The organism is Desulfonispora thiosulfatigenes DSM 11270 (assembly GCF_900176035.1).
In the GTDB taxonomy this organism is placed as follows: domain Bacteria; phylum Bacillota; class Peptococcia; order Peptococcales; family Desulfonisporaceae; genus Desulfonispora; species Desulfonispora thiosulfatigenes.
In genome coordinates this window covers 1-26,495 of the sequence record NZ_FWWT01000015.1, presented here as the reverse complement: position 1 = coordinate 26,495, position 26,495 = coordinate 1, and the positions used below count along the sequence as shown (strand labels likewise).

General features: G+C 32.8%; 25 protein-coding genes and 1 riboswitch. Of the genes, 6 read left to right on the top strand and 19 right to left on the bottom strand.

Going from position 1 to position 26,495, the window contains the following annotated elements:
• Nucleotides 1-6: 6 nt before the first annotated feature.
• Nucleotides 7-819, top strand: a complete 813-nt coding sequence (gene thiM, locus B8965_RS05180; RefSeq protein WP_084052793.1) for a hydroxyethylthiazole kinase — start codon at nucleotides 7-9, stop codon at nucleotides 817-819.
• Nucleotides 809-1,438, top strand: a complete 630-nt coding sequence (gene thiE / locus B8965_RS05175; protein ID WP_084052792.1) for a thiamine phosphate synthase — start codon at nucleotides 809-811, stop codon at nucleotides 1,436-1,438. The genes thiM and thiE overlap by 11 nt, the downstream gene beginning before the upstream one ends.
• Nucleotides 1,439-1,502: 64 nt before the next feature.
• On the opposite strand, the gene B8965_RS05170 is transcribed toward thiE, so the two are convergent.
• Nucleotides 1,503-3,443 carry an NAD(+) synthase gene (locus B8965_RS05170; protein WP_084052791.1) on the bottom strand — a complete coding sequence of 647 codons (1,941 nt, stop codon included), beginning with the start codon at nucleotides 3,441-3,443 and terminating at the stop codon, nucleotides 1,503-1,505.
• Between the two features lie 271 nt (nucleotides 3,444-3,714).
• A riboswitch (TPP riboswitch) is annotated at nucleotides 3,715-3,816 on the top strand.
• A gap of 188 nt (nucleotides 3,817-4,004) precedes the next feature.
• Between B8965_RS05170 and thiC the strand changes: the two genes are divergently transcribed.
• Nucleotides 4,005-5,318 (top strand): phosphomethylpyrimidine synthase ThiC, encoded by a 1,314-nt coding sequence (thiC, locus tag B8965_RS05165; protein WP_084052790.1) that lies wholly within the window; start codon nucleotides 4,005-4,007, stop codon nucleotides 5,316-5,318.
• 4 nt (nucleotides 5,319-5,322) lie between these two features.
• Here the strand turns inward: thiC and B8965_RS05160 are convergent, their stop codons facing one another.
• From B8965_RS05160 to B8965_RS05100, 13 genes are all read right to left on the bottom strand, one after another.
• On the bottom strand, nucleotides 5,323-5,931 hold the full coding sequence (locus B8965_RS05160; RefSeq protein ID WP_084052789.1) for a DNA-3-methyladenine glycosylase: 609 nt from the start codon (nucleotides 5,929-5,931) through the stop codon (nucleotides 5,323-5,325).
• Between the two features lie 18 nt (nucleotides 5,932-5,949).
• Nucleotides 5,950-7,065, bottom strand: a complete 1,116-nt coding sequence (locus B8965_RS05155) for a GerAB/ArcD/ProY family transporter (protein ID WP_084052788.1) — start codon at nucleotides 7,063-7,065, stop codon at nucleotides 5,950-5,952.
• Between the two features lie 19 nt (nucleotides 7,066-7,084).
• Nucleotides 7,085-7,294 (bottom strand): hypothetical protein, encoded by a 210-nt coding sequence (locus B8965_RS05150; RefSeq protein WP_084052787.1) that lies wholly within the window; start codon nucleotides 7,292-7,294, stop codon nucleotides 7,085-7,087.
• Between the two features lies 1 nt (nucleotide 7,295).
• Nucleotides 7,296-8,441: a Ger(x)C family spore germination protein gene (locus B8965_RS05145; protein ID WP_084052786.1), complete on the bottom strand. Its 1,146-nt coding sequence runs from the start codon at nucleotides 8,439-8,441 to the stop codon at nucleotides 7,296-7,298.
• Between the two features lie 2 nt (nucleotides 8,442-8,443).
• Complete coding sequence (locus B8965_RS05140; protein WP_084052785.1) at nucleotides 8,444-9,994, bottom strand: spore germination protein; 1,551 nt, start codon at nucleotides 9,992-9,994, stop codon at nucleotides 8,444-8,446.
• Nucleotides 9,995-10,140: 146 nt separating this feature from the next.
• Nucleotides 10,141-10,992 carry a CsxC family protein gene (locus B8965_RS05135; protein WP_242941932.1) on the bottom strand — a complete coding sequence of 284 codons (852 nt, stop codon included), beginning with the start codon at nucleotides 10,990-10,992 and terminating at the stop codon, nucleotides 10,141-10,143.
• 87 nt (nucleotides 10,993-11,079) lie between these two features.
• Nucleotides 11,080-12,765 (bottom strand): bifunctional diguanylate cyclase/phosphohydrolase, encoded by a 1,686-nt coding sequence (locus B8965_RS05130; RefSeq protein ID WP_084052784.1) that lies wholly within the window; start codon nucleotides 12,763-12,765, stop codon nucleotides 11,080-11,082.
• A gap of 54 nt (nucleotides 12,766-12,819) precedes the next feature.
• Nucleotides 12,820-12,951, bottom strand: coding sequence for a cyclic lactone autoinducer peptide (locus tag B8965_RS05125; RefSeq protein ID WP_084052783.1), 132 nt, complete (start codon nucleotides 12,949-12,951; stop codon nucleotides 12,820-12,822).
• 15 nt (nucleotides 12,952-12,966) lie between these two features.
• Nucleotides 12,967-13,602, bottom strand: a complete 636-nt coding sequence (locus B8965_RS05120) for an accessory gene regulator ArgB-like protein (RefSeq protein ID WP_084052782.1) — start codon at nucleotides 13,600-13,602, stop codon at nucleotides 12,967-12,969.
• Nucleotides 13,590-14,051 carry a hypothetical protein gene (locus B8965_RS05115; protein WP_084052781.1) on the bottom strand — a complete coding sequence of 154 codons (462 nt, stop codon included), beginning with the start codon at nucleotides 14,049-14,051 and terminating at the stop codon, nucleotides 13,590-13,592. Before B8965_RS05115 ends, B8965_RS05120 begins: the two co-directional genes overlap by 13 nt.
• Nucleotides 14,052-14,151: 100 nt before the next feature.
• Nucleotides 14,152-15,024: a pyridoxamine kinase gene (locus tag B8965_RS05110; RefSeq protein ID WP_084052780.1), complete on the bottom strand. Its 873-nt coding sequence runs from the start codon at nucleotides 15,022-15,024 to the stop codon at nucleotides 14,152-14,154.
• A 24-nt stretch (nucleotides 15,025-15,048) separates the two neighbouring features.
• The gene (locus B8965_RS05105) at nucleotides 15,049-15,339 is read right to left on the bottom strand and encodes a (2Fe-2S) ferredoxin domain-containing protein (RefSeq protein WP_084052779.1); all 291 of its coding nucleotides are present in this window, start codon (nucleotides 15,337-15,339) and stop codon (nucleotides 15,049-15,051) included.
• Between the two features lie 156 nt (nucleotides 15,340-15,495).
• Nucleotides 15,496-16,182, bottom strand: a complete 687-nt coding sequence (locus B8965_RS05100) for a phosphoribosylaminoimidazolesuccinocarboxamide synthase (protein WP_084052778.1) — start codon at nucleotides 16,180-16,182, stop codon at nucleotides 15,496-15,498.
• 354 nt (nucleotides 16,183-16,536) lie between these two features.
• On the opposite strand from B8965_RS05100, the gene putP reads away from it, so the two are divergent.
• Nucleotides 16,537-18,012, top strand: coding sequence for a sodium/proline symporter PutP (gene putP / locus B8965_RS05095; RefSeq protein WP_084052777.1), 1,476 nt, complete (start codon nucleotides 16,537-16,539; stop codon nucleotides 18,010-18,012).
• Between the two features lie 308 nt (nucleotides 18,013-18,320).
• Here putP and B8965_RS05090 read toward each other — a convergent pair whose 3' ends face one another.
• The 5 genes from B8965_RS05090 to B8965_RS05070 form a co-directional block, all read right to left on the bottom strand.
• A complete protein-coding gene (locus tag B8965_RS05090) occupies nucleotides 18,321-18,833 on the bottom strand; it encodes a ferritin (RefSeq protein WP_084052776.1) in 513 nt (170 codons plus the stop codon).
• Nucleotides 18,834-18,950: 117 nt separating this feature from the next.
• Entirely contained in the window at nucleotides 18,951-20,396 is a 1,446-nt protein-coding gene (locus tag B8965_RS05085; protein WP_084052775.1) for a potassium/proton antiporter, read from the bottom strand.
• Nucleotides 20,397-20,703: 307 nt separating this feature from the next.
• Nucleotides 20,704-22,932: a HAMP domain-containing sensor histidine kinase gene (locus B8965_RS05080; RefSeq protein WP_084052774.1), complete on the bottom strand. Its 2,229-nt coding sequence runs from the start codon at nucleotides 22,930-22,932 to the stop codon at nucleotides 20,704-20,706.
• Nucleotides 22,910-23,602 carry a response regulator transcription factor gene (locus B8965_RS05075; RefSeq protein ID WP_084052773.1) on the bottom strand — a complete coding sequence of 231 codons (693 nt, stop codon included), beginning with the start codon at nucleotides 23,600-23,602 and terminating at the stop codon, nucleotides 22,910-22,912. Before B8965_RS05075 ends, B8965_RS05080 begins: the two co-directional genes overlap by 23 nt.
• 207 nt (nucleotides 23,603-23,809) lie before the next feature.
• Entirely contained in the window at nucleotides 23,810-25,093 is a 1,284-nt protein-coding gene (locus B8965_RS05070) for a sensor domain-containing diguanylate cyclase (protein WP_084052772.1), read from the bottom strand.
• 263 nt (nucleotides 25,094-25,356) lie between these two features.
• On the opposite strand from B8965_RS05070, the gene B8965_RS05065 reads away from it, so the two are divergent.
• Nucleotides 25,357-25,938, top strand: coding sequence for a GerMN domain-containing protein (locus tag B8965_RS05065; RefSeq protein ID WP_084052771.1), 582 nt, complete (start codon nucleotides 25,357-25,359; stop codon nucleotides 25,936-25,938).
• Between the two features lie 77 nt (nucleotides 25,939-26,015).
• Nucleotides 26,016-26,495 (top strand): helix-turn-helix domain-containing protein (locus tag B8965_RS05060; RefSeq protein WP_143334223.1); only part of this gene is annotated, 480 nt, incomplete at its 3' end.

Below are 26,495 nucleotides of genomic sequence, written 5' to 3'. Positions count from 1 at the left end.
TACATCTTGGAAATATATCAAAAAACCACAAAATTACTAATAGATGTGCGTGAAAAGAGTCCTCTAGTACATCATATAACTAATTATGTTACTGTAAATGATTGTGCAAATATTGTCCTAGCCCTTGGGGGATCCCCTGTAATGGCTGATGATGAAAAAGAGGTTAAAGAAATGACTTCTCTAGCTCGGGCGCTTGTTCTAAATATTGGCACTTTAAATACTCGCACAATTGATTCTATGATTATAGCAGGAAAAACAGCAAAAGAAAGAAATATACCCATAATTTTAGATCCTGTGGGAGTGGGAGCAACAAAACTTAGAACTCAAACAGCCAAACAACTTTTAGCAGAAGTTAATCCAACTATTATCCGAGGAAATATGTCTGAAATTAAAATCTTAGCTGGCATAGATGGTAATATTAAAGGTGTCGACTCTATGGATGATATGCAAAATGGCAAAGAAATTGCTCTTGAGCTTTCCCATAAATTAAATGCTATTGTTGCAATTACAGGTAAAATTGATATTATTTCAAATGGAACAAATACTACTTTTATTGCTAATGGTCATAAATTATTATCTCAGGTTACGGGAACAGGATGTATGTGTTCATCACTCGTGGGTACATATGCTGGTGTCACTGAGGATTATTATAGTGCGGCTATTGCTGGGATTTTATCCATGGGACTAGCTGGTGAAAAGTCTTTCAATAGTTTAAAAGATTCTGAAGGTGTTGGCACATTTAGAATGAGAATATTTGATAATATTTATAATTTAACACCAGAAATATTAGAAGGCGAGGGAAAAATCCATGAAGAATAAACTAGACTATGCTTTATACCTAGTTACAGATCGAGGTATTTTAGGAGATAGGGATTTAGAAACGGCTGTTGAGCAGTCTATTTTAGGTGGAGCTACTATTGTGCAATTGCGTGAAAAGGATATTTCTTCTTTAGATTTTTATAATATTGCCAAAAGTCTCAAAAAAGTAACTGATAAATATAATGTACCTTTATTAATTAATGATCGCCTAGATATCGCCCTTGCGGTAGATGCTGCGGGTGCTCATATTGGTCAAGAAGACTTACCGTGCGCAGTAGCTCGTAAAATGCTAGGACCTGATAAAATTTTAGGAATTACGGCTAATACAGTCGAAGCTGCCCTAAAAGCTCAGGAAGAAGGAGCCGATTATTTAGGAGTGGGAGCTGTTTATCCAACAGGTAGTAAGGAAATAGATAAACCTATTGGCGTAGAGCAATTAGGAGTGGTGAAAAAAGCAGTTAATATTCCTGTAGTTGCTATTGGGGGCATTAATGAAAATAATATTTCTGAATTAAAGCCTACAGGGATTGAAGGCGTTTCAGTTATCTCCGCTATTTTAGGTAAAGAAGATATTAAAAAAGCTAGTGAGGAATTGCTTTCAATTTTTAAAGATAATTAATTATCTAGGCTACATATGCTCGGGCAAATTCAAAGGAATGAGCGTACGTAGCCTAGATTATATATTACTCCTCTAATTCCTTGAGCCAGATGCTACTACTTGCATCACTTGGCATTCTCCAGTCTCCTCTTGGGGATAAACTTACTGAGCCTACCTTTGGACCATCGGGTATGCAAGAACGTTTAAATTGCTGCGAAAAGAATCTATGATAAAATACTTTTAACCATTTTAAGATGGTCTCTTTAGGATATTTATCTTTAAATGCTGTTTCTGCTAAGAATAGAATTTTCTTAGGGCTCATGCCATAACGCAAGAAATAATACAAATAAAAATCATGTAATTCATAAGGTCCTACTAAGTCTTCTGTTTTTTGCTTTATTGCCCCTTCTTTATCCGTCGGGATTAATTCTGGACTGATCGGCATATCAAGTATTCCATAAAGGGTTTCTTTAAGACCGTACATATTATTATCTGCTGCCCATTTTAATAAGAATTGTACTAAAGTTTTAGGAATACCAGAATTAAGCGAATACATAGACATATGATCTCCATTATATGTAGCCCAGCCTAGGGCTAACTCTGACAAATCACCTGTACCCATTACGAGCGCATTATTTTTATTAGCATAGTCCATTAATATTTGCGTTCTTTCCCTAGCTTGGACATTTTCATAGGTTGTGTCTAGTATCTTTTTATCATGTTCAATATCTTTAAAGTGAGTTAAGCAAGCTTCTGTGATATTTATTTCTTTACTAGTTACACCTAGCTTTTCCATTAAATCGCGAGCATAATTATAAGTTAAATCGGATGTTCCAAATCCCGGCATAGTAATTGCTAAAATATTTTTTCGCTCAATATTCAGGAGATCAAAGGTTTGGACAATTGATAATAAAGCTAAGGTAGAATCTAATCCTCCAGAAATACCCACAACTACTTTATCAATTTTTGTATGTTCTAGTCTTTTAGCTAAAGCCGCTGTTGTGATAGAAAATATTTCTTGGCAATGACTATCTAAAGTTTTTTCTTCCCCTGGCACAAATGGTAAAGGGTTTATTTCTCTAGATAATGTGCTTAACCTAAAATCTTTAACATAGCTAAAATTAATGATTTCGGTATTTAACTCTTGGGTTAAAAAGGTCGTATTTTCACTAAAGCTTGTATTTTTTTGACGCTCAGAAATTAATCTTTCTATGTCTATTTCACTTATTATTAATTCACTTTCGCGATTAAATAGCTGTGACTCTTTTAATGAAGTACCATTTTCATAAATCGCACTATCCCCCCCAAAAACTAAGTCTGTGGTGGATTCATGTACTCCTGCAGATGCATAAATGTAACCACAAATGCACCTTGAACTTTGCTGAGAAATCAGTAATTTGCGATAATCTGATTTACCTACATATTCATTACTTGCTGAAAGATTAGCTATGATACTTGCTCCTTTTAAAGATAAATAAGAGCTTGGAGGAATAGGCGACCATAAATCCTCACAAATTTCTACTCCTAAGGAAAATGGCAAATCTGTACATTCAAAAAGCAAACTTCCAAATGAAACCTTTTGTCCTAAAAGTTCAATTACAGTTGATTCTTTCGCATAATCAAATCCAGAATTAAACCATCTTTTTTCATAATATTCCTTGCTATTTGGAATATGCATTTTTGGAACTATCCCAAGAATTCTGCCCTTTAAAATTGCAACTGCACAATTGTAGAGTCTTTGTTTAATCGATAAGGGCATCCCAATTAAAGTTAATACTTGATTATCCCTAGAACTTTGTAAAATAAAATCTAATTGTTCTACAGCGCTATCTAATAAATGTCTTTGCTGAAATAAATCGCCACAAGTATATCCGGTCAAAGAAAGTTCAGGAAAAACTAAAAGAGCGCACTCCTGTTCAGAAGCTTCATCCATTAATCTTAATATTTCTTGTGTGTTATATATGGTATCAGCAACCTTGATCTTGGGAGTTGCCGCTGCAACTTTCAAGAAACCATAATTATTCATACAATCATCACCTTCCAAATAATTACCCATCCATTATAAACCAAAATCCCGCGTGAAAACATATCTATATCTATTCTTTCAAGTTATCTCATAAATTATTAAAACTATTTAATGTTTAATGATATAAAATATATTTCCTTTAGCTTATACCATTAAATCACCTTTTCATATTATAATAACATTAATTAAATAAGATTAATCATTTGTGCAGAAAAATATACCTTTACAATTATAAAATTCCATGTTAATATATGGTTACAAATTAAATATCGTATATTTGCAGGGGCGCCACTGGCTGAGATGGATGAATAATCCTGTCCCTTTGAACCTGATGTAGTTAGTACTACCGTAGGGATGCAAAAAAGAAAACTAATTTTAGTTATTTTTTAAGCTTACCCTTGGGTAAGCTTTTTTATTTTATTAAATATAATTAAGGATTTAGTATAAGTAAACTTGCCTGATTATCTTATATAACATTTTATTTAAGCAATTTCTATAATTATTTAATAAGTAATCTCGTAGGTAATCTTATCTAGAACCAAGAAAAGGAGACTGAATATTATGAATTTTTCGACTCAAATGGATGCTGCCAAAAAAGGAATTATTACTAAGGAAATGGAAATTGTGGCAAAAAAAGAACAAATGGAGGTTAATACTTTAAGAAAATTAATTGCTGAAGGTAAAATAGTTATTCCTGCCAATAAAAATCATACATCTTTAGATGCTGAGGGAGTTGGACAAGGATTAAGAACAAAAATAAATGTAAATTTAGGTATTTCTAAAGATTGCCGTGATATTGAATTAGAGCTGGAAAAGGTGAAAACTGCTGTAAATATGAAAGCTGAAGCTATAATGGATTTAAGTTGTTTTGGAAAAACTGAAGAATTCAGAAAAAGAGTAGTAGAAATTTCACCTGCAATGATAGGTACTGTCCCAATTTATGATGCAGTTGGCTTTTATGATAAAGAGTTAAAAGATATTACAAAGGATGAATTTTTAAAAGTTGTAGAAAAACATGCTAGGGATGGCGTGGATTTTATGACCATTCATGCAGGAATTAACCGTGAAACTGCTGCTGTATTTAAAAGAAATCCTAGATTAATGAACTTTGTTTCCAGGGGTGGGTCTTTACTATATGCGTGGATGGAATTAAATAATCAAGAAAATCCATTTTATGAATATTATGATGAACTTTTAGAAATTTGTGAAAAGTATGATGTTACTTTAAGTCTAGGGGATGCTTGCCGTCCAGGTAGTTTAAAGGATTCTACTGACCCTAGTCAAATCAAGGAATTAATGACCCTTGGAGAACTTACTTTAAGAGCCTGGGAAAAGAATGTACAGGTCATGATTGAAGGACCAGGCCATGTTCCTTTAAATGAAATTGCGGCTAATATGTTAATTGAGAAAAAATTATGCCATGGTGCTCCTTTTTATGTTCTTGGGCCAATCGTGACAGATGTAGCACCAGGATATGATCATATTACAAGTGCTATTGGTGGTGCTATTGCAGCAGCTAATGGGGCAGACTTCTTATGCTATGTTACACCTGCCGAGCATTTAAGACTTCCTACTTTAGATGATATGAAAGAAGGAATCATTGCTAGTCGTATTGCCGCTCATGCAGCTGATATTGCTAAAGGAGTTCCAGGAGCAATTGAGTGGGATCATGAAATGAGCCAAGCTCGCCGTGACCTTGATTGGGAAAAAATGTTCGAGCTAGCCCTAGATGAGGAAAAACCTAGAAAATATCGTAAAGAATCCATGCCTGAAGATAAGCATACTTGTACTATGTGTGGAAAAATGTGTGCCGTAAGAAATATGAATAAAGTCATGGATGGTAAAAATGTGAATATTTTACGAGATGATGATTAATAATTTATTTTTTAGATATGTACGGATTATCTGCAAAGTAATATCTCCAAGGATAATCGATGGCTTCTTCAGCGTAGTCGATATTGATCCTTGGAGATGTTACTATTTTCTCCTTAGTCTGACCGGGGTCTACTAGGTATAAAGTATCCGCACATAAATCTATTCCATTATGCTCTTTAGTTATAGCCATACCTTTACTTAGTTTTCCAGGGCCGTTTAGTAAATTTAGATATTGTCTTTTAGTTAAGTCTGAATCTATTTTTCCATAACGGTCCTGGGAAATTTGAGGTATGCCACTAATAGGTTTTAAGGCTCTAATTAAAATTGCTTCTGGATTATCGATTGTACTAGTAACGATGTTTAAGCAATGATACATTCCATAAATTAAATAAACATAGGCATGCCCAGCCTCTCCAAACATTACTTCGGTTCTCTTGGTTCTTTTTCCTTGATAAGAGTGTGCTGCTTTATCAATAATCCCCCCATAGGCCTCTACTTCAACTATTTCTCCTATCCTTTCTACCCCCTCTACCTTATGAATAAGATGTTTTCCTAGTAGCTCCTTAGCCACTGTTAAGGTATCCCTACTATAAAATTCTCGCGTTAATTTCATATTTATCATCCTCAAATATTAGTTAATTAAGGTTCGCTTTTTACTTCCTTTGCCCCTTTTACCCCTGTGCTTTATTTCTGCAATTATCCAAGTAAGTATGGGAATTATAACAGTAAAAGGAAATAACAAAGTTGGCCAAATCTCATAGTTAAATTCAAAATAATGCATGATACTATCATAAGCAAAATAGGATAAATTAAGAATAATTAATGCGATTGGAACGACAATAAAACGATACTCTGTAAAGCCAAATAATTTAGTGAAGGCCTTAGTAGTGCATAAAAGCAAAATCGATACTTTTACAAAACCTCCTAAAATAAAAGAAGTTGCTACGATAATCTCAAGCCTTTGTAATAATTCTCCCACACTGATTCTAGCTGCTGCACTATAAATAGGAAAATACATTCTCTCCATGGAATCTGGCCCTAAAACCGCTAAGCTTACGGTAGCAATAAGAAAAATATAAATAAAGGAAATGAAAAAACCTGACAAATAAATCTTTCGTGGTGACCTTTTATCCCTAAAGTACTGAAAAGCTGCCGTAAAAACTACAATTTGACTAAAAGGAAAGGTAAAGGTCTGAAATCCCCCTTTTAAAATAGGCCTAATGCCATCTTGTAAAACAGGAGTTACATTTGTTATCTCTATTTGGGGAATTAATAAAATAACCATAAATATCAGTAAACCAAAGGGAAAATACACAAAGAATTCCGACCATCTCCCAAGGACTTCAATACCTTCTTTTAATACCCAAATAGATAGTAAGCCCATGGCAAGTATAGGTATTATTTGAGGGGTATTAGGTAAATTTACGGTCTTGATAAATTGCCCATAGGTATCAAAAATATCAGCAGTAAAATAGGCAATCCATAAAAACTTAATGAAGAAAATTATCTTACTTAATACTTTACCTAAACAAATTTCTAAAATATCATAATAATCCTGATCGGGAAATAAATTATGTAAACGAATATAAATAAAAATTAAGGGCAAGACCATAATTAAAGCCATAATAATTCCTAGCCACATATCCTTTTGCGATATCATTCCTACCCCAAAGATAGAAGTGGACCCTACTAAAAATAGAATTATCATCGAAATCCCTTGCCGATCAGAAATAACCTCTTTGAGCATATTTATTCCTCCAAACTAACTACTGACCCATAATAGCCTTTACTGCATTTTCAATCGGATAAACAGGGCTAGGAATTTCTACTCCTAAACTTAATAGTAAACTCATAACAAAGGCGATCGAAAAAGTTAAAGAATAAGCGATTAATTCTTTTTTCTTTTTTTGTTCTATTAAAGGATAAATTTCTAAAACACCAATTATTAGATATGCTAAGATAATTAAAATAACCATGCTAATCACTCACCTTAATAGGTTTAGAGGTTAAGGCACTACCTTTTATCTCTACTTTTACCTCGACCTCGACAGGTAAACTACAAAAAACTTCACTCCAATTACCTTTTACTTCTTTCCAAGTATCTGGTAAATATCTTTGGACATTACAGGAAAATTTAAAGACATCAGTTTGATGATCTTGTTGCATATCTTTGATTAAATTCTCCATTTCCTTTTTTACTAACTTTTCTGCCTGTTGTTTGACCATTTTTCTGCCTTCTTTATCTATGAAATTAGTTGTGCTATCTAATTCTGCTATCCCTGTTTCAATCTTAGCCTCTACCGTCATTCTTAATTCTCCATCCTGTATAATAGGCTTTTGTTTTGTTTTAGAACTAATGATTTCTAAAGTTACGGCATTATTCTTTTCACCTATACCTATAATATTAAGTAACCCACCTTCTAACTCATCTCGAATTAAAAGTAAAAATTTAGTTTGATTACCATCTATCCAGCCTACCATTTTGTCCCTTTTAAAAAGTGCGGTTCCATATAAATCAGGAACCACTTGCGCTTTACTTTTCACCACATGAACAGTAGGTAAAATTGGGCTTAGTCCATCAAAACCTAAATCATGATTGTATCTCCACATTTCTGCTTTAGGTATTTTGGCTAAACTTTTTTGTGCCTTTAACATATCTCGCATATGAAAGGATAAAGTCCCATGACCTTTATCTTCACCCATTAAAATTTCTCGAGCCGTTTTTTCCCTTGAAACAATTAAATGAATATCAGGTCTTAACTCAGGGTCCCTGCTAATGAAATCTAAAATTGGCACTAGTCCTTCCCTGGCAATTTCTTCACTAATTACAATGATCTTAGCATGAGCCCAATAGAGCCTCATTCCTACTTTAGAAATCAAATTCCTGACAGCATCGAAAAAAGTAATGCCTCGAGAAGTATAGGTAATCGGAGTTAGTTCAAATCCCTGTCCACTTCCTTCAGTAGAAATAAATTCAATTGTCACTTCATATTCATCTCCAACTTTATCGATAGCTGCACCTGAAACAATTGCTTTTTCATCTAATTCAGAGTAATCCCAACAGCCTACTAACACGAAAGTTAAGCTTAAAATTAAGATAGATATTAATATTTTTTTGTTCATAATTATCTACCTTTCTGTGCCTTTTGCTGCGCACCTTGTCTTACTTGATTTCTTTTAGCAATTAATTTTGGTCTAAGCTTCATATACCACCAAGGGGCTCTAATAGCCGTATCCTGTAAGTCTTGACCTTTAAGAGAACCTAAATGTAGTAAATATGGTATGCCAAAGGATCTAATGGATGCAAGATGAATAAATAATCCAATAATTCCAAACATATATCCATACAAGCCTAAAAATCCTGCTAAAATTAAAAGAATAGTTCTGGTATATATCAATGGACTTAACATCTTAGGTAACATAAGTCCTGTAATACCTGAAATAGCAACGATAATTACCATGGGTGCACTAAAAAATCTCGCACTTACAGCAGCCTCCCCAAGTACTAAGGCCCCCACAATACTGATAGCGGGTCCTACAGGTGTTGGAATCCGAACCCCACCTTCTCGCAAAATTTCAAAGACTAATAACAAAAGTGTACATTCAAAAAAACTCGGAAAAGGTGTTCCTTCATTTGCTGCTGTGATACTAACTACTAGAGGAGTAGGTATTAACTCTTGATGATAGGTAATTAAGGCAACATAAATTGCAGGAACACTCGTGGTGATAAAAAAGGCTAATAATCTTAATAGTCTATTAAAGGTACCGTAATAATAACTAACATAATAATCTTCATTAGTCTGAAGATATTGGACAAAGATAAATGGTAATGTGAGTACATAGCTTACTCCATCAACTACTATAGCAATTCTTCCTTCTAATAACTCACCTGCAACCACATCAGGTCTTTCCGTACTACCAATAGTATCAAAGGGAGAATATGGGGCATCCTTAATTAATTCATCAATATAATTACTACCTAATATTCCATCTATATCAATCTCGTCTAATCTTTTATGTACTTCCTCTACTATTTTAGGATTTGCGATATCATCAATATAGACAATACTAACTTTAGTCTTAGTTTGTGTACCGATCTCTTTATATTCAATCTTTAAGTCAGGATTTAAGATCTTTCTTCTAATTAAGGTCAAATTTACATTCATAGATTCAGTAAAACCTTCTCTTGGACCCTTTACTACATTTTCTGAAACTGGCTCTGATATACTTCTATGCTCCCAGCCTATGGTGCCAATAACTAGACCTTCAGCATATCCTTCGATTAATAAAATGGATTTTCCATATAAAAAGGGCGCAATCATTTCAGAAATATCACTTACTCTTTTTATATCACCTGAATTTATAATTTTATTTTCTAGGTTCGTTATAATATCATTTTGAATATCACATTTCATGATGGGACGCATTATATCAGTATTGATAATTTTATCTTGCACCATACCATCAATATAAATAAGACAACATTTCACGGATCCACTACCATTTTCGATCGATCTAAAATTTACGGTATCATCCTTGGCGAAAATTTCTTTAAAGATTTGGATATTGTCTGCTAATGAGGTAGTTAAATAATATTCTTGAGGGTCTTTTTTAAAATTATCTTTTACGACCTCTTTTTCTTTATCGAAAATCTTATTTTTAATTTTTTCAAACATTCTCTATCCAATCCTCTGCGTAAAATTTTCAAATATCTATTTACTACCATTATTGGTTAGTTAAGTATGATTTATTCATTTTTCGCTAAAAAAAGAGATAGCTTTAAAAGCTACCTCTCTAAATTTCATATTCTATTATTTTATATTTAGCCTAGTGTTGCTGGAACTACTACTTGCCTTTTTTGTAATAATTTTAACGTTAAGAAAATCACCATTTTTTCTTCGATTTTATTAAATTCTCTTTCTTCGAAAGGATACTTACCACATGTAGGCCTGGTCCAATTAATATATTCATCATATTCCACGATTCTACTACTAATTAATTCGCAATATGGTCTTTCATTATAAAACTCAGTACTACTTTGATTATATTCGGAAAAGTCGCCAGATAATAATTCATCTTTTTCTGCAAAACTAGGATCATCATTTAAATCTTCTTTTCTCATAAACTGGAACTCATTTGAGGTACCATTAATTAATGGCGCTGGAGCGATACCATTAAAAGTTACAGGAGTGGTACAAGAAAATGGTACATCAACTGTACAGTGACGAAGATTTCCACACACGGCAGCATTATTAGCACAATTACGAGTAGAATAATCTATATTTTTACGCACATATCCTTTAATAAATAGCATATTAGTGTCTTGTAAAAGAATACACTGGGTAATTTTAAGTTTCTTCTTAATGTTCTTAATCTCTAAGGCATTTTCAGGTAATGTAATTAGAGAAGAAGCATTTACTTGCACGGTAAACTCACTCAGCACTACTGGTATTTTTGCTACTACACCCGTATCGATTGCCACTATATCTACTGGCGTATTAATACAATCACTTTGCGTGCCACCAGTAACATCAGCACATCCTTGCCTAACCGGATAGTTTAGACGTCTATCATCACTTTGCTGAACTACTACACCATTAGACTCTATCGCGCTAACTTCTACCTGTGATTCTGCTTGCTTGCCTTCAGGCCACATAAATTCATCATCCTCCATTAATTTATTTTAAAGGGAAAATATTTTTCCCTATACTTTCATAATATCGAAAAAGGAGGTTTAATGTTCCACGGTTATGACAAAATTTTAAATATTATATTTTTTTATTTTTTCTTCTCTAATCATATTAATAAAATCTTCTACTAAAACAGGATCGAACATTGTTCCAGAACACCTTTTTAATTCAGCTAAAGCTTCTAACTTTGACATGGTATTTTTATAGGGTCTATTGGACACCATCGCATCAAAGCTATCAACTATACGAATGATCCTGGCTAGTATTGGAATTTGCTCACCTTTTAAACCCTCCGGGTATCCTGTGCCATCATAGTTTTCATGATGATATAAAATAATGTCAGATGCAGGTCTTAGTGGTTCAATCTCCTTGACTATTTCACTACCCCAGACAGCATGATTTTTAATTTTGATAAATTCCTCATCTGTTAGTTTATCTACTTTATTTAAAACACCACGGCTTACTTCAATTTTTCCGATATCATGAAGAGCAGCTGCTTGCGCTAAAATTTTCAGGTCTTGTGCTTTTAAATTAATTGTTTTGGCCAATTTCATCGAGATATCTTTTACCCTTTCTGAATGACCATAAGTATATCTATCTTTAGCATTAATCACAGAAATCAAGGTATAAATAGTGTTTAAGACATCCTGCTCATTTTCACCTAGTTCTAAATTGTCAAAAATAGAAAAATATATTTCTACTTTATTCTTTTCCATGCTTTTTGCCCGATATAAAGCCTGGTCAGCATATTTAAGTAATTCTTTGATATCTTTAGCGTGACTAGGATAACTAGAAATTCCACTAGAAATAGTTATTCGTTCTTCTAATTGATACCTATGTCCCATAAATTTACATTTGCTAACTCTATATCTCATTTCTTCCGCCACTAGAGCTGCTTGTTCACTAGAACAATTAGGTAAAACTACCACAAACTCTTCGCCCCCATACCTTGCTACAAAACCCTGGTCATTTAGGGTCGTTTTTAAGACATTAGCTACTTTCTTGATCACATCATCACCAGCAATATGTCCAAAACTATCATTATAATGTTTAAAATTATCAATATCGATTAACACTAAGGATAGTGGACTTTCCTTGGTTGCTGTTTCACTATATTCGGCTAATTTATCTTGAAAATACCTATGATTATATAAACCTGTTAAGGAATCTGTATGGGCTAGGATGGTTAATGAACGGCGGTAATTACCTTCTAAATCAGCAATTGCGCCAATAAACCAACCGACAATATACATAATGCTAATGAAAATCAGATTTTTTCCAATACCCTGCCAAAAATGGCCCAGCGTATTTTCCGTAAAATAATTTATAAATAAAATAAAAGTGCACATTGTTGCCATTAGTAAGCCACATCTTTTGCCCCAAATAGAAGCAGCGATAATAATTGGCAATAATAAAATAACCTCAGCAAAATAAAATTTATCTCCCACTAACAATAAAGCGAACACAGCCCCTAGGGTGAATAACAGAATATAAAAAACATCATATTTTGTGATGAATTTCTTCTTTTGCGTAGAACGATTTTTAGATAAATAAGCAAGAATAAGTGTAAAACTGATTAAACTTATCATTAAGAAAAATATTACTTTTATATCTATACTGGTATATAATTCTTCTTGAAAAAAATCCCCTCCTAAGATGAGGGTAGCCATTACAATAAATAGTGAAAAAATGTTAACCATAGTTATATGTTCATATATTTCTTTTTTTCTTTGGGTATCATTATCTTTGATATACAAGAGTTTCACCTCCAATCTTAAGAAAAAAAGGGTGGAAAAAACCACCCCTTAAAGTTACTTTTGTAAAGACTTTGGAGTTTCTGGTTGATAGTGTCCAAACATACACATGGTTGATGCTCCAAATTTAGCTACTACGAATAAAGCTGCGATTGCTACTCCAGAAAAACGATAAAATAAATTTTTCATAACATTCCCTCCTTTTCACCTTTTAATATGTATCATGTCAACATGAGACATGAAAGAATATCCAATAGGAGTTAGAATAAAACTAATCCAAACCATTGCTAGGACTATACTTACTTTAATATTTACTAGAAAAGTAAAGGACGGATAGCTTAATATTCCAATAATTAGCGAGAAGGTTAGTATCGCAAAAATAGATAAATTTTTCATTTTGCGTTTTCTAGCAGGTGATAAACAAGGAGCTTCTGGTGTATCACTAGGTGCATATTTAATAATAACTAAAAAACCTATCACAATTGTCATAATAGATAGAATATTTATAAATGCTTGTCCCTCCGTAGCTAAAAATTTACCCGCTAAAGATAAAATAGGGATCACACTAGCTGTGACTAACAAGCATCTCCAGGGAGAATTGGAATGAGCCCCCCCTGCTACTTGCCTAAAAACCATTACAGTTAAAGCACAAAAGATAGTTTCTGAAAAAACACCTAACATGAAGCCCACTAGTAAAGTAGCAATTAAATTAAGTAAGTTTAAAACTAATAATTCCAAGCCATAGGTAATAATTTCTTCCTGCTCAGCAGAGAGATTATTTGCACTTGCTAAACTTCTAGCAACTCTTTTACTAAATGGAAGATAACTCATCTTTTCCATGCCCCTTCATCTGGTTTTCTTACCTTGCTAATTAAGATGGCAAGACTAATAAACAATAAGGATTGGAAAAATCCAATTAAAGCCCAGATAGTTTGATTATGCATTAATTCTTCCATACTTAATCTAGTAATTAAGCTAATTCCTTCATGAAATACATACTCTAAAAGGGCTAAAACTACTATACTACCAAAGCTAACAATAAAACTCTTCGGGGCCGAAACATGAGTTTGTAGATTAATAAATATAAAAATTAAAAATATAGCACTTAAAAGATGTATTCCCGCAGCTATTGGTAGTATTTTAATTACATAGGTAAAGATTGCTAAAAATAACCCAAAAATAAATATTCTATCCCATTTTAAAGGAACCTGGGCTAAGACTAAACTAAAAGAAATTAATCCGATACATTCTGGCAAGGATTGAAGAAAGTAAAGTAAAATATTTTGCATATGCAGCTCATCCTTATATTTAAAATTTATTTATGTCACAAATGTACCATACTGAGATAGAATATTCGACAATTTAAACTAAAAACCTGTTTTTATTTTCTCATAGTTCTTCATAACCGCTAACTAAAAACGGCATTTTTAAATTTCCTAGTACCTTTTCAATCAAAATTCCTTCCCTTTTGGGATAATCATAGCCATAACTTACTCTCATAGCCTCAGCAACAAATTGCACTCCTCTATCTAAAGCCATCGGTAAATTATCCCCTTGCAAAATACTACCTACAATTACACTTGTAAAAGTATCCCCTGTGCCTGGAAAGTGAGCTGGAATACGGTAGGTACTCACCTTCCAAAAACGTTTCATCTTCTTATCATATGCTACTGTACAAATATTCTTATCATTCTGAGTATCTGGAATACTCGTTATAATAACTGTACTTGGACCCATATCAGCTAAACGTATTAGCCAATCCTTTATTTGTGCTTCAGATAAATCTTCTTCGTATTTTTCGCCTAATAAATATGCTGCTTCTGTTATATTAGGGGTAATAATATCTGCTTTTTCAATTAAAGTTTTCATTTTAGCAACCATCTGAGAGCACATCGTTGAATAAAGCTCACCCCCATCCCCCATAACAGGATCTACTACTATTAAAGTATTATCACCTGAAAAATCATCAATCATTTTAGAAATAATATCTATTTGGCGCGGCGAACCTAAAAACCCACTGTAAATACAATCAAAATCAATCCCTAATTGATGCCAGTGATTAATATACCCTTCTAAGTGATCTGTAAAGTCATGAAAACTATATCCTTCAAAATCACCTGTATGCGTTGATAAGATTGCTGTCGGCACAGCACAGGCTTGAACTCCCATTATCGATAAAATAGGAATTACTAGGGAAAGGGATGATCTGCCAAACCCTGATAAGTCATGTATCGCTGCTACTCTTTTTACCGAAGTTCTCATTACAATCCTTCTTTCTTAGTCATGTTAAAATTTACCACCTAATTCTGCTACTGGTTTTCCTTCTAATACATGCTCTTTAATGATTCTTTTTACCTTTTCCGGGGTAAGATCAGCATAAAGATATCTATCATCTCCATCTTCAATAAAAACAAAAGGAGTACAATGACCTGTACAACCATTTTTTACATATTCCAATTTGTCTTCAAGGTTATATTCTTTGATAGCTTCTTTAATAGCTATACGCAATGTATTATTAGGCACGTTATGACAACTAGGTATATCACAAACCTTAATGCTCATTTTTTTACTACTCATTTTAATCATCCTTTCATTTAAATAATAGATTCGTTTAAGTAATACTTTCCTTTAAATATTACTTTATTCTATTATATCATTTTTCTATATTAATATAGTTTTTCCTGTTTTTTTGATGTGTGAAAAAGACCACTGTTTACACAGCGGTCTAAAAAATTACTTTGAAAGCATTAATTTTTCTAATTGTAAAGGCTCGATATATTCACCGTTTTTGTAGGCTCTCATATTACCACCTGAGATTTCGTCAATCAGAGCTATATGCTTGTTTTCTCCGATGCGACCAAATTCAAATTTAATATCATATAAGTCAATATCTTTTTTAGCTAATTCTTCTTTAACTACTCCCCCAATTTTTTGGGTAAGTTCTTTTAATTCCTTATATTCTTCTTTAGTTAAAACACCTAACATATCAAGAGCATCTTCGTTAATTGGTGGATCACCTTTAGCATCATCTTTAAGAGTAACTTCAACAAAGGCATCTAATGCTTGTCCTTCTTTTGCATACATACCATAACGTTTTAAAAAACTTCCTACTGCACGGTAACGACAAATTACTTCTAAACCATTACCGAAAAGTTCAGCAGGTTTTACAGTCATAGTAGCATTTTCAATATCAGCGTCGACATAATGAGTCGGTATCCCCTCAGCATTTAATTTTTCAAAGAAAAATTTAGTTAAGCTAAGTCCTGCCCTACCTACACCTTCAATCGTTAAACCTACGGTATTTGCACCTGGATCAAATACACCATTTTCACCAGTCACATCATCTTTAAATCTTAATAAATAATTGCCATCTTCTAAAGAATATACGTCTTTTGTTTTACCCTTATACGTTAATTGCATTAATATCGTCCTCTCTTTCGTTAATTTCCGAATCTATACTTTATTATATAATAATGTTTTTTTAATTACACTAAAAAATTTAGTGTATACGTAATACAATTTATTATACCCAATTAATAAGGATAATTTTTTATCAACGCTACGCACGCTCAATCAATGTTAAAGAAAGTAGCTACGGCAATTATAGGAAGACTTTGAACTCGCTATTGCTTCACTTATGATAAAAAATTATCCTTTACCACATTAACATTTTACTAAATCATTTTAATTGTCGAGTTTAATCTAATATGGTAATATAATCATGGTGATTTTTAGTTTATTTTAAGGTTATATACTGAAGAGAGGAGAAATGATATGGAGTATTATAATTTTATTGCTATTTTAGTATATATGAGTATTTTACTAGCAATAGGGTATTATTCTTACAAAAGAACTACTAATATTTCTGACTATTTATTAGGAGGCAGGGGCCTTGGTCCTTTGGTAACTGCTTTATCTGCAGGGGCTAGTGATATGAGCGGTTGGATGTTGATGGGTCTACCCGGAGCTGTTTATGCAACTGGTATTTCTAGTCTCTGGCTTGCGATTGGATTAACTGTGGGGGCATATTTTAACTATCTTTTATTAGCACCAAGATTTAGGGTATATACAGAAATTGCGAATGATTCTTTAACCATTCCTGATTATTTAGAAAATCGCTTTGAAGATAAGACCAAAGCTCTTCGACTGATGTCGGGCGTTATTATTTTAGTTTTCTTTGTTTTATATGTTTCTTCCGGAATTGTCGCTGGTGGTAAACTTTTTGATAATATCTTTGGTTTATCTTATACGACTGGGGTCATTATTACTTTATCTGTTGTAATCTGTTATACATACTTTGGAGGATTTTTAGCTGTAAGTTTAACGGACTTTTTCCAAGGAACATTAATGTTTATTACTTTAGTTGCTGTACCTATCGTTGCCTTCTCTAATATTGGAGTTACTCCTGGTACTTTTATTAGTAAAGTACAAGCGATAGATCCTGCTTTATTTGATATTTTTAGAGGGACGAGCCTTGCGACAATTCTTGGCTTTTTAGCGTGGGGTTTTGGTTATTTTGGACAGCCACATATAATAGTACGTTTTATGGCCATAAAATCTGTTAAGGAAATAAAGTCAGCTCGTAGGATAGGAATTAGTTGGATGGCTATTGGACTCTTAGGAGCAGTTGCCAGTGGTTTAACAGGTTTAGTTTACTTTAATGAAAAAGGTACACCTTTACAAGATCCAGAAACAGTATTTTTACAATTAGGTGATATTTTATTTCATCCTTTCATTACGGGAATTATCTTAGCTGCTGTGCTAGCTGCTATTATGAGTACAATTTCTTCGCAACTTTTAGTTTCTTCTAGTTCAATTACGAAAGATTTTTTTGTAACCTTTTTCAAGAAGGATGCTACAGATAAAGAGCAGGTATTTATGGGTAGATTATCTGTTTTAATTGTGGCTGCAGTAGCTACTATTTTTGCATATTTACCTAATAAAACTATCCTGGATATTGTAGGACAAGCATGGGCTGGTTTTGGTTCAGCATTTGGACCAGCACTCCTGTTAAGCCTTTATTGGAAGAGAATGACTAAATGGGGCGCACTCGCTGGGATGGTTGTCGGCGGCTTAACCGTTATTATCTGGATTGCTAGTGGATTATCAGCATTTTTATATGAAATGATCCCAGGCGTTTTCCTCTCTTATCTTGCAGTAATCATAGTAAGTTTAATAACGAAAAGGCCCGACAATTCGGTAGATAAATTATTTGATGATATGGAAAGAATATTAAAAGCAGAACAATAAATTTCAATTTTAAAATTAATTCGTGATATTGCTTATTTTAATAAAGTTTTTTATTTTAAGCAGATTCCTATTAAAATTAAATTCATCTTATAGTAAATTTAACCTTCTTTGTGGAACAATTAAAAATGTTCTTACAGAGGAGGTTTTTCTTTTCACTTCTATATTTTATGTGAATATCATATATTACGACGAAAAAGCAAATTATTAAACTAAGTCATAAATCAAATTGTATTGGCAAAATAACCAAAACCATTAGAGAAATTTAAGTTATAAGTAAAAAACCGCTAACACTAGCGGTTTTTTATCTTTTATCCTTCGTTTACCGGAGGAGTGAATACTCTTTGAGCCATTTCTGTATCAAGCATAAAGATAGCTCTGGTATCGCCTTGATTGAATTTTAATTTTTTAATTATATCTTTCATGGTATTTTCTTCTTCTAATTGCTCATCAATAAACCACTTTAAGAAGTTAATGGTGGTATGTTCTTTTTCTTCAATGGCTAAATCCATTAAATTATAAATTCTCTTTGTAACTTCTTTTTCATGGTTTAAGGCCTTTTCAAACACATCTAAGACAGATTCATATTCATTATCTGGATTTTCTAAGCCTTTGATAACCACTTTACCATCCATTTCATTGATAAAACGGAAAAACTTCATAGCATGAAATCTTTCTTCCTGCTCTTGCACGATGAAAAAGTGAGAAAAACCATCTAATCCTTCATCAGCTAGATAAGCTGCCATAGCTACATATAAATGACCCGAATCTAACTCAAATTTTACTTGTTCGTTTAAAGCATCTAATAATTTACTGGAAATCATCTTTACTCCTCCTTTATTCTCATTACATTGAAGTAATTTACTCTTGTTCTTAATGTTATAATTATCTAAAAAAAATCAATAACCTTTTATATAATGCCTCTTTTTTTATATTTTAATCTAGGCAAAACTATGAATCTGATTAAATTTTGTATCTATTGCAAATAATTGTTCTTTATTCTTTCCAGCTAACATTACAGTATCACCTGATTTAATTACGGTATTACCTTTAGGGGTAATAATTTTACCTTCTCTTTTAATCATGACAATTAAAATCTCTATGGGTATATCTAAATCCATAATTTTCTTATTAACCATTGAGCTTTTTTCAGGAATATTAATTTCAAGTAATTCCGCATGAATTTCTCCCGAATAATCCGTAAAAGTTTTGAGAACTGTTTCATCTTCACTTAGTAAATCGAGCTTTTTAGCGATGGGCACTAATAAAGTTCCTTGTACTAGGACGGATACTAAGGCCACAAAAAATACAATATTAAAAATATAATCCGCTACCCCAATTCCAGCGTTTAAAGGATAGGTGGCAAAAACTATCGATGCTGCTCCTCTAAAACCGACCCAAGAAACGAGTAATTGATCTTTAATGGGTGTTTTACAAAAATATAAAATTCCTAACATTGCTATCGGACGAGCAATGAAAATGATGAAGATAGCAGTTGCAATGCCTGGTACCATTACATTTATCACGGCAGAAGGCGAAACTAAAAGACCTAAGGTGAAAAACAGTAAAATTTGCATTAACCATGAAATACCATCAAAGTAACGCACTAAGCTTACCTTATGTACTAATTTTTTATTCCCCATGATTAATCCTGTAATATATACCGCTAAAAATCCATTACCGGAAAGAAGACTAGCACCCGAGAAAGATAGAATTGCCACAGCAATCACAATAATCGAATACAGGCTATCAATATCTAAATTTATATTATTTATTAACCATACTGCTGATTTGGCCACAATAACTCCAACCAAGGCACCCACAACAATTTGGGTAATTAGCATTAGGAAAATATTATTTCCTTGCCCCACAATTAAACCGATAAAAATAGTAGTTAGCATATAAGCCATCGGGTCATTTGAGCCACTTTCCATTTCTAATAAAGGTGCTAAACCATTTTTAAGGTTTAGACTTTTGGAACGCAAAATTGAAAAAACCGACGCAGCATCTGTCGAAGAGATAATGGAACCGAGGAGCATTCCTTCTAAAAAAGAAAGCTTAAGAGCAAAATGCGCAAAAATTCCTATTAAAAAAGCAGTAAGTACAACCCCTAGTGTAGCAAGGACTCCTGCTGCACGAGCTACTGGCTTTGCTGTCTTCCAGCTGGTTCCGAACCCTCCAGAAAACATGATGTAAATTAAACCAATGTTACAGACAAATTGGGTAAGTTCAATGTTATCAAATTGAATGCCCCCTATACCCTCTGATCCCATAATCATTCCAATTGCTAAAAAGGCAATCAGAGTTGGAATTCCATAGCGATACAACACTTTACTTGAAAGTGCGCAAAGAAGCAGAATAACTCCTGCTATAAATAATAAATTCATAAAAGCCCCCCATCCTTTAAAATATCATTATTTAAACCATACTGGCTTTTTAAAAAAACATTCTTCTTTAATCTTACTATTAAAGAAATTCAAAAGAAAGGCTTTATGACTAAGATAATATTTTTTTATTCTATACTTTAAACTTTTTCTTGAAATTATCTGATTTGTATTTTAATTTACCCCAAAAAAGGTTCCTTATTCACATAACGAACAAGAAACCTTTTTATACGTGTGTAAGTGATTTAGTATTTTAAAGTGCAAATTAGTGCATAAATATTGAGTATCAGGAAATGACTATACTAGTAATTTAGTTTAAAGTAGGATCCAGGGTAAGGGTAATTTTAAATAAATCTCCATCTACTTCAATATCTAGATTGCCCTCATGAAGTTCTAAGATAGATTTACTAATGGCTAAACCTAAGCCTGATCCTTCAGTATTTCTAGAGCTATCCCCTCTTTTAAATCTTTCGAATAATTCATCTATATTTTCACTTAACTCGTATTTTGTAATGTTTTTAAAGGAAATAATCACTTTGTTATGGATATTTTCTAAGGTAATATAGACTCTCGTATTTTCCAGGGCATATTTTAAAATGTTAGTAATTAGATTATCAAAAACACGCCATAACTTTTGTCCATCTACCTGGGCATACAATGGAACTTCCGGCATTTTAACTTTAAAGTTTAAGCTTGATTTACCAATTGCTTCATTATGCTCAGCTAAAGATTGCTGAAGTAATTGCACTAAATCCACCTTTTCCTTGTTTAAGTCAATATTTCCACTGGCCATTTTAGAGGCTTCAAATAAATCATCAATTAAAACTTTTAATCTTTGCGACTTGCGATCAATTATTTCGACATACGCCTTTTTTTCTTCCTCAGCTAAATTTTCATCTTTTAATAATTCTGTATAATTAATAATCGAAGTTAGCGGAGTGCGCAAATCATGGCTGACATTGGTAATTAATTCTGTCTTTAAGCGTTCACTTTTCACTTGTTCTCTTTTAGATACTTTAACCCCGAATTTTAAAGTATTAATATTATTTGCTAAAGTAGCCAATTCTGATTTTCCTTTTACCTCGATATCTGGTTCTAAATTACCTTTTACTAACTCCTCTGTATTAATAAGAATTTTATTAAAGTAACCTGTGCGCTTAAAAATTATAATGAACATTGGTAAACCCACTATTACTAAAAAAGGTAAATAGATGATAATCATCTCTGGCTCCATGAGCACAGCTATCGCCCCTACTCCTAGAGCAAATACTATAGTTAAAATTATGATAACTCGAAAACCGATACTTCTAATTAAAAAGGCTTCCTTTACAGCTTGATAAGTTTTTAAAGTTAAACTCCCTTGCCATTCATCTTCTAAACTGGCATAATCATTTAATTTATCCCATAATAACTTACCTTGGACCAGGGTTGCCCCTACAAAAAAACCAGCCTGAATGAGATAAAAAATGGTTACTCGTATAAATTCCCAAATATAATTATAGTAGTAGAAGAAATAATCTTGTTTTAAGTACCCTAAGGCTATAATTCCTGTGACGATAAAGCTAACTACCCTTACATCAAGGGGCAAACGCTCGTAGGTAGTTCTAAGATTTTCTAGTCCATTGTTACTATTTTCGATAATCTTTAATTTACGAGTTAGATAGATACTACTCACTAAGGCTAGTAAAGCACAAGCTAATAATAAATAGGCAAAATACTGTGTCTTTTGATAATTTTTATAATTAGCCACGAGGCTATTGTTTTCTGCACTAGCTTTCATTACAGCAATCTTTCCACTAAATCTTTTATTCATAGGATTCTTTAATTCATTAATTAAGTCACTATATTCAAATCTATGGTCTGCCTTTGCCACTAAAACATTTTCTCCTGTTTTAACATAGTTTTTCACAAATATAGTATTTTCCTGGCTTAAAATATTATTTACTTCTTTGATCTCCTTTTGGGGAAGATTAGTATAAACTTCGCCCGTTGCTGTATCTGTTAAATAATACGTAAAACCTTCCTTGCTACTATTAAATTCTGCCCTTCTCTGATCTAATTCTTGATAATATTTATCTATCTTTTCTTCTTTTTCTCCAATAACCTTTACCCTAACATGCTCATCATCTGTGAAGTTTTGGGTAATATCCTTTATCTTGGCATCTCGTTCTGTCGTATAAATCTTTACTAGTTCAGGATTATTATTGTCCGTGGCCTCTCTTATTTTATCTTCATATTGAGACTTAAGATCCTGAACTTGCGTCCCTAAATCGCCATAACGAAAGCGATGTTCCTCAATTTCTGCGCTCGTCACTTTAATTTCCTTTTTTATTTCTTCTGGAGGCTGATAGTTTAATTCATACACACTTAATTGATTGATAAATTCCTCATAAGTGCCTGCAAACTCCCTTGTTTCAAAATAATTATCTTTAAAATATTGATGATTGGAGGATGTTAAAAAGAATAAACCATTTAGACCAAAGGTAAATAATAAAAGAACTGCAATTAAGGGTAATTTACTTTTCAATTTTGTAACCAATTCCCCACACCACCTTTAAGTGTCTTGGATTTTTTGGATCAATTTCAATTTTCTCGCGAATCTTTCTAATATGCACGGCTACGGTATTTTCCACATTATAACCAGGCTCTTGCCAGACCTGTTCATAAATTTGGGTAATTGAAAAGACCCTTCCTGCATTAGTCATTAATAGCTCGATTATCTTGTATTCTGTCGGAGTTAGTTTAATTATTTCCCCATGTACCGTTACTTCTTTGGCCGATTGATCTAAGGTAAGACCATTTAAGTTAATAATTTTTTCTTTTCCTTCATAAGTTCCAAGGGATACATACCTACGCAGTTGTGATTTCACACGAGCTACTAACTCTAAAGGATTAAAGGGCTTGGTCATATAGTCATCTGCCCCCACCTGAAGCCCATGAATTTTGTCCATATCTTCGCTTTTAGCACTTAAAATAATAATAGGAATGTTTTCTTTTTCTCTGATTTTAAAAGTAGTAGCAATTCCATCTAAGCGCGGCATCATAATATCTAAAATAATTAAATGAATAGTATGCTCATTTAACCTTTCAATTGCTTCAATACCATCTTTAGCCTTAATTACATTTATGCCTTCATTTTTCAAATAAATTTCAATGGCATCCGAAATTTCTGGCTCATCATCTACTACTAAAACACTAAACTTGCTCATGTATTTTCCTCCTTGATCGCCTATGACTAAATTATAGCGGGTAAATCTTAATATCAACTAAGGATAATTCTTAAGAATTTCTTAATTAAATTACTTATTTCATTGAATAGCTTATCTTAATTATTTATTCATAAATAGCTATTTACATCTAAATATAATACTAGACACAAAAATCCGGCTTATAGGCACCCCCATAAACCGGATTACTTACTTCTCTTTGCAGTTTTCTTCATCATAAAAACAAAACGATCCTTTATCTTTATGTTTAATTATATACATGGCCTCATCTGCATTAGCCAAAAGAATTTCAGCATCCTCACCATGCCTCGGATATAAGGCTATTCCAATAGAGGCTCCAATTAAACATTTATATTCATCTAGATAAAAAGGTTGATGAAGGGCTTGTAGGATATTACGTGCTACTTTTTTAATATCTTCCTTACTAGTAATACTACGAAGGATTACCGTAAATTCATCTCCACCCATGCGAGCTACAGTATCAGAAGAGCGTACACAACCCGATATTCGACTAGCCGTCTCGATTAATAATTTATCACCAATATCATGCCCATACTTATCATTTACACCTTTAAAACCATCTAAATCAATAAACATTAGAGCAAACATAATGCTTTCTCGATTACTTTGTTTGATTTCTTGTTTTAGCCTTTCAAAAAATAATCTGCGATTCGGCAAATTAGTTAGCTGATCATAATTTGCCGATTTATTTAAAACTCTCACTAACTCTTTATGCTTTTCTTCACTTTCACGTAAAGTATCTTCCATCTTTTTGCGATCTGTGATATCCCTAGCCGCTGCATAAATTAATTCACCATCAGGCTGAGAACGCCATTCTATATATCGATAAGTTCCATCTTGCCTGCGATAACGATTAATAAAATTAAATACCTGTTTATTATTTCCCAATTTTTCTAACGCATTCATGGTTGGCTCTATATCTTCTGGATGGATAAAATCCAGAATATTCTTATTTTCTATCTCCTCAAGAGGGTAGCCTAAGACCCATTCCCATTCTTTATTCAGCCTGATAAAGTTTCCTGCTAAATCACTTATACATAGTAAATCAAGGTTAATAGAAAAAAACCGATCTAGAATTCTGATTTGTTCTATTTCCTTCGTAATATCCGTGAGAAAGGCAATTAAATAATCCTTTTTAGGTACATACAGTTTAATCCGATAGCCAGAGTGGGATAAATTCCAGTATTGTTCAATTGTCTTACTTCCGGTATTTAAGGCTACATCAGAGCAAAATTCAATCCAATTAATTTCTTCTGTGCGTTCCTTATATACTTCACTTGCTCTTTTACCTTCTATTTTATCTATATCTAATCCCGAAAACTTTTTAAATAAGGAGTTTACCTCTAAGAATTCAAAATCATATACTTTCCCAGCTTCATTATATAAAATTTTACTATACGCATAGCCAATAGGGAGGTTTTCTAAGATTTCATGATAGAAAGTATACGGCATTTTAAACACTCCTTTTTTATTAATGATTATTTTTTAGACCATTTTATTTAAATGAGAATTATACTTAATTTTAGCATTTATTTAGGATAAATGTTTGTTAATTTTAACTTATTTTGTCGCATAAGTCCAAATAAGTTTCTCTAAATAATATTTGCCTAACTGGGGATAATATAAAACATATTTAAAAATATTTTTCTTTACTTAACAGGATTTGTGGAATACTTTGAAGTATACTTTAAGTAAATGCGAAAGGAGTGGTAACTGTGAGGAAATACTTAGTAATACTTTTAAGCTTAATGCTTATCTTCACCCTAACAGCGTGTACTAATGCTGATAAGGATCCAGGGGATGTAGAAATTGAGGATCAAAACGACAACGATGATATTGATTTAGACAAAAATGAAAAAAAAGAAGAGGTAACCCTATATTTTGCTAATGAAACATACATGGAAACAGGAGATGAAAGTTTAAAAAAGGTTATTCCTCTAAAAAGAGTAATCGAATATACTGACATACCTTTAGAGGAAGCAGTAGTGAGAGCTATTATGGATGATGATGATATAGACTATGATGAAAATTCAGAGCCTGGGGTAAAGGACCTTGATACAGCTTTTCCCGATTCTGTAAAATTAAATAATGTAACCGTAAAAGATAAAACAGCTATGGTTAATTTTAAAGGTGAAGGACTTGCAGGAGGTTCTTTACAAGAAATCTTGATGATTGACCAAGTAGTTAAAACCCTTCTTGCATTAGATACGGTAGATAAAGTACAATTTTTAATTGATGGACAAGAAGCCGAAACCTTAATGGGTCATATCGAAATATCTGAGCCTTTTACAGAGTAAGTTTAAATAAACATCTCATAATGTACCGACCCCCAAAAGTTAGACCAAAAATCTAACAATTGGAGGTCGGTATTTTTATGGCTGCATACAGTTATGAGTTTAAAAAGAAAGTTGTAGATGCATATTTACGTGGCGAAGGAGGTTATACTTTTTTAGCAGAAAAATATGGAGTAAAAAACAGAAGACAAGTTCTCAATTGGGTACATTACTACGAAGAACTTGGTGATGATGGATTAAAACGTTCAAGAAAGAACGAAGCTTATTCTTTTGAATTTAAGCTTGGTGTGGTAGAGTCTTATTTAACAAGTGAGGTATCTTATCAGGAACTGGCTCTTTCGATAGGGATTAATAATAATGCTCTTATCGCTAGGTGGGTAAATGATTATAGAGCGGCTGGTCCTGATGCCTTAAGAGATAAGAAACGTGGGAGAAGGGCTAAAATGAATTCATCAGGTAAGGCTGTTAATATACAACGCCAAGATGATTCAGCTCCTGTTGATACAAGCACTGAGCATGTTAAACAGCTTGAAGCTGAACTCTTAAAACTAAAATCGAGA

Coding starts and splice junctions, on each gene's coding strand:
- thiE (WP_084052792.1), top strand. CDS start 809: ATGAAGAATAAACTAGACTATGCTTTATACCTAGTTACAGATCGAGGT.
- B8965_RS05170 (WP_084052791.1), bottom strand. CDS start 3,443: ATGAATAATTATGGTTTCTTGAAAGTTGCAGCGGCAACTCCCAAGATC.
- thiC (WP_084052790.1), top strand. CDS start 4,005: ATGAATTTTTCGACTCAAATGGATGCTGCCAAAAAAGGAATTATTACT.
- B8965_RS05160 (WP_084052789.1), bottom strand. CDS start 5,931: ATGAAATTAACGCGAGAATTTTATAGTAGGGATACCTTAACAGTGGCT.
- B8965_RS05155 (WP_084052788.1), bottom strand. CDS start 7,065: ATGCTCAAAGAGGTTATTTCTGATCGGCAAGGGATTTCGATGATAATT.
- B8965_RS05150 (WP_084052787.1), bottom strand. CDS start 7,294: ATGGTTATTTTAATTATCTTAGCATATCTAATAATTGGTGTTTTAGAA.
- B8965_RS05145 (WP_084052786.1), bottom strand. CDS start 8,441: ATGAACAAAAAAATATTAATATCTATCTTAATTTTAAGCTTAACTTTC.
- B8965_RS05140 (WP_084052785.1), bottom strand. CDS start 9,994: ATGTTTGAAAAAATTAAAAATAAGATTTTCGATAAAGAAAAAGAGGTC.
- B8965_RS05135 (WP_242941932.1), bottom strand. CDS start 10,992: ATGGAGGATGATGAATTTATGTGGCCTGAAGGCAAGCAAGCAGAATCA.
- B8965_RS05125 (WP_084052783.1), bottom strand. CDS start 12,951: ATGAAAAATTTATTTTATCGTTTTTCTGGAGTAGCAATCGCAGCTTTA.
- B8965_RS05120 (WP_084052782.1), bottom strand. CDS start 13,602: ATGGAAAAGATGAGTTATCTTCCATTTAGTAAAAGAGTTGCTAGAAGT.
- B8965_RS05115 (WP_084052781.1), bottom strand. CDS start 14,051: ATGCAAAATATTTTACTTTACTTTCTTCAATCCTTGCCAGAATGTATC.
- B8965_RS05110 (WP_084052780.1), bottom strand. CDS start 15,024: ATGAGAACTTCGGTAAAAAGAGTAGCAGCGATACATGACTTATCAGGG.
- B8965_RS05105 (WP_084052779.1), bottom strand. CDS start 15,339: ATGAGTAGTAAAAAAATGAGCATTAAGGTTTGTGATATACCTAGTTGT.
- B8965_RS05100 (WP_084052778.1), bottom strand. CDS start 16,182: ATGCAATTAACGTATAAGGGTAAAACAAAAGACGTATATTCTTTAGAA.
- putP (WP_084052777.1), top strand. CDS start 16,537: ATGGAGTATTATAATTTTATTGCTATTTTAGTATATATGAGTATTTTA.
- B8965_RS05090 (WP_084052776.1), bottom strand. CDS start 18,833: ATGATTTCCAGTAAATTATTAGATGCTTTAAACGAACAAGTAAAATTT.
- B8965_RS05085 (WP_084052775.1), bottom strand. CDS start 20,396: ATGAATTTATTATTTATAGCAGGAGTTATTCTGCTTCTTTGCGCACTT.
- B8965_RS05075 (WP_084052773.1), bottom strand. CDS start 23,602: ATGAGCAAGTTTAGTGTTTTAGTAGTAGATGATGAGCCAGAAATTTCG.
- B8965_RS05070 (WP_084052772.1), bottom strand. CDS start 25,093: ATGCCGTATACTTTCTATCATGAAATCTTAGAAAACCTCCCTATTGGC.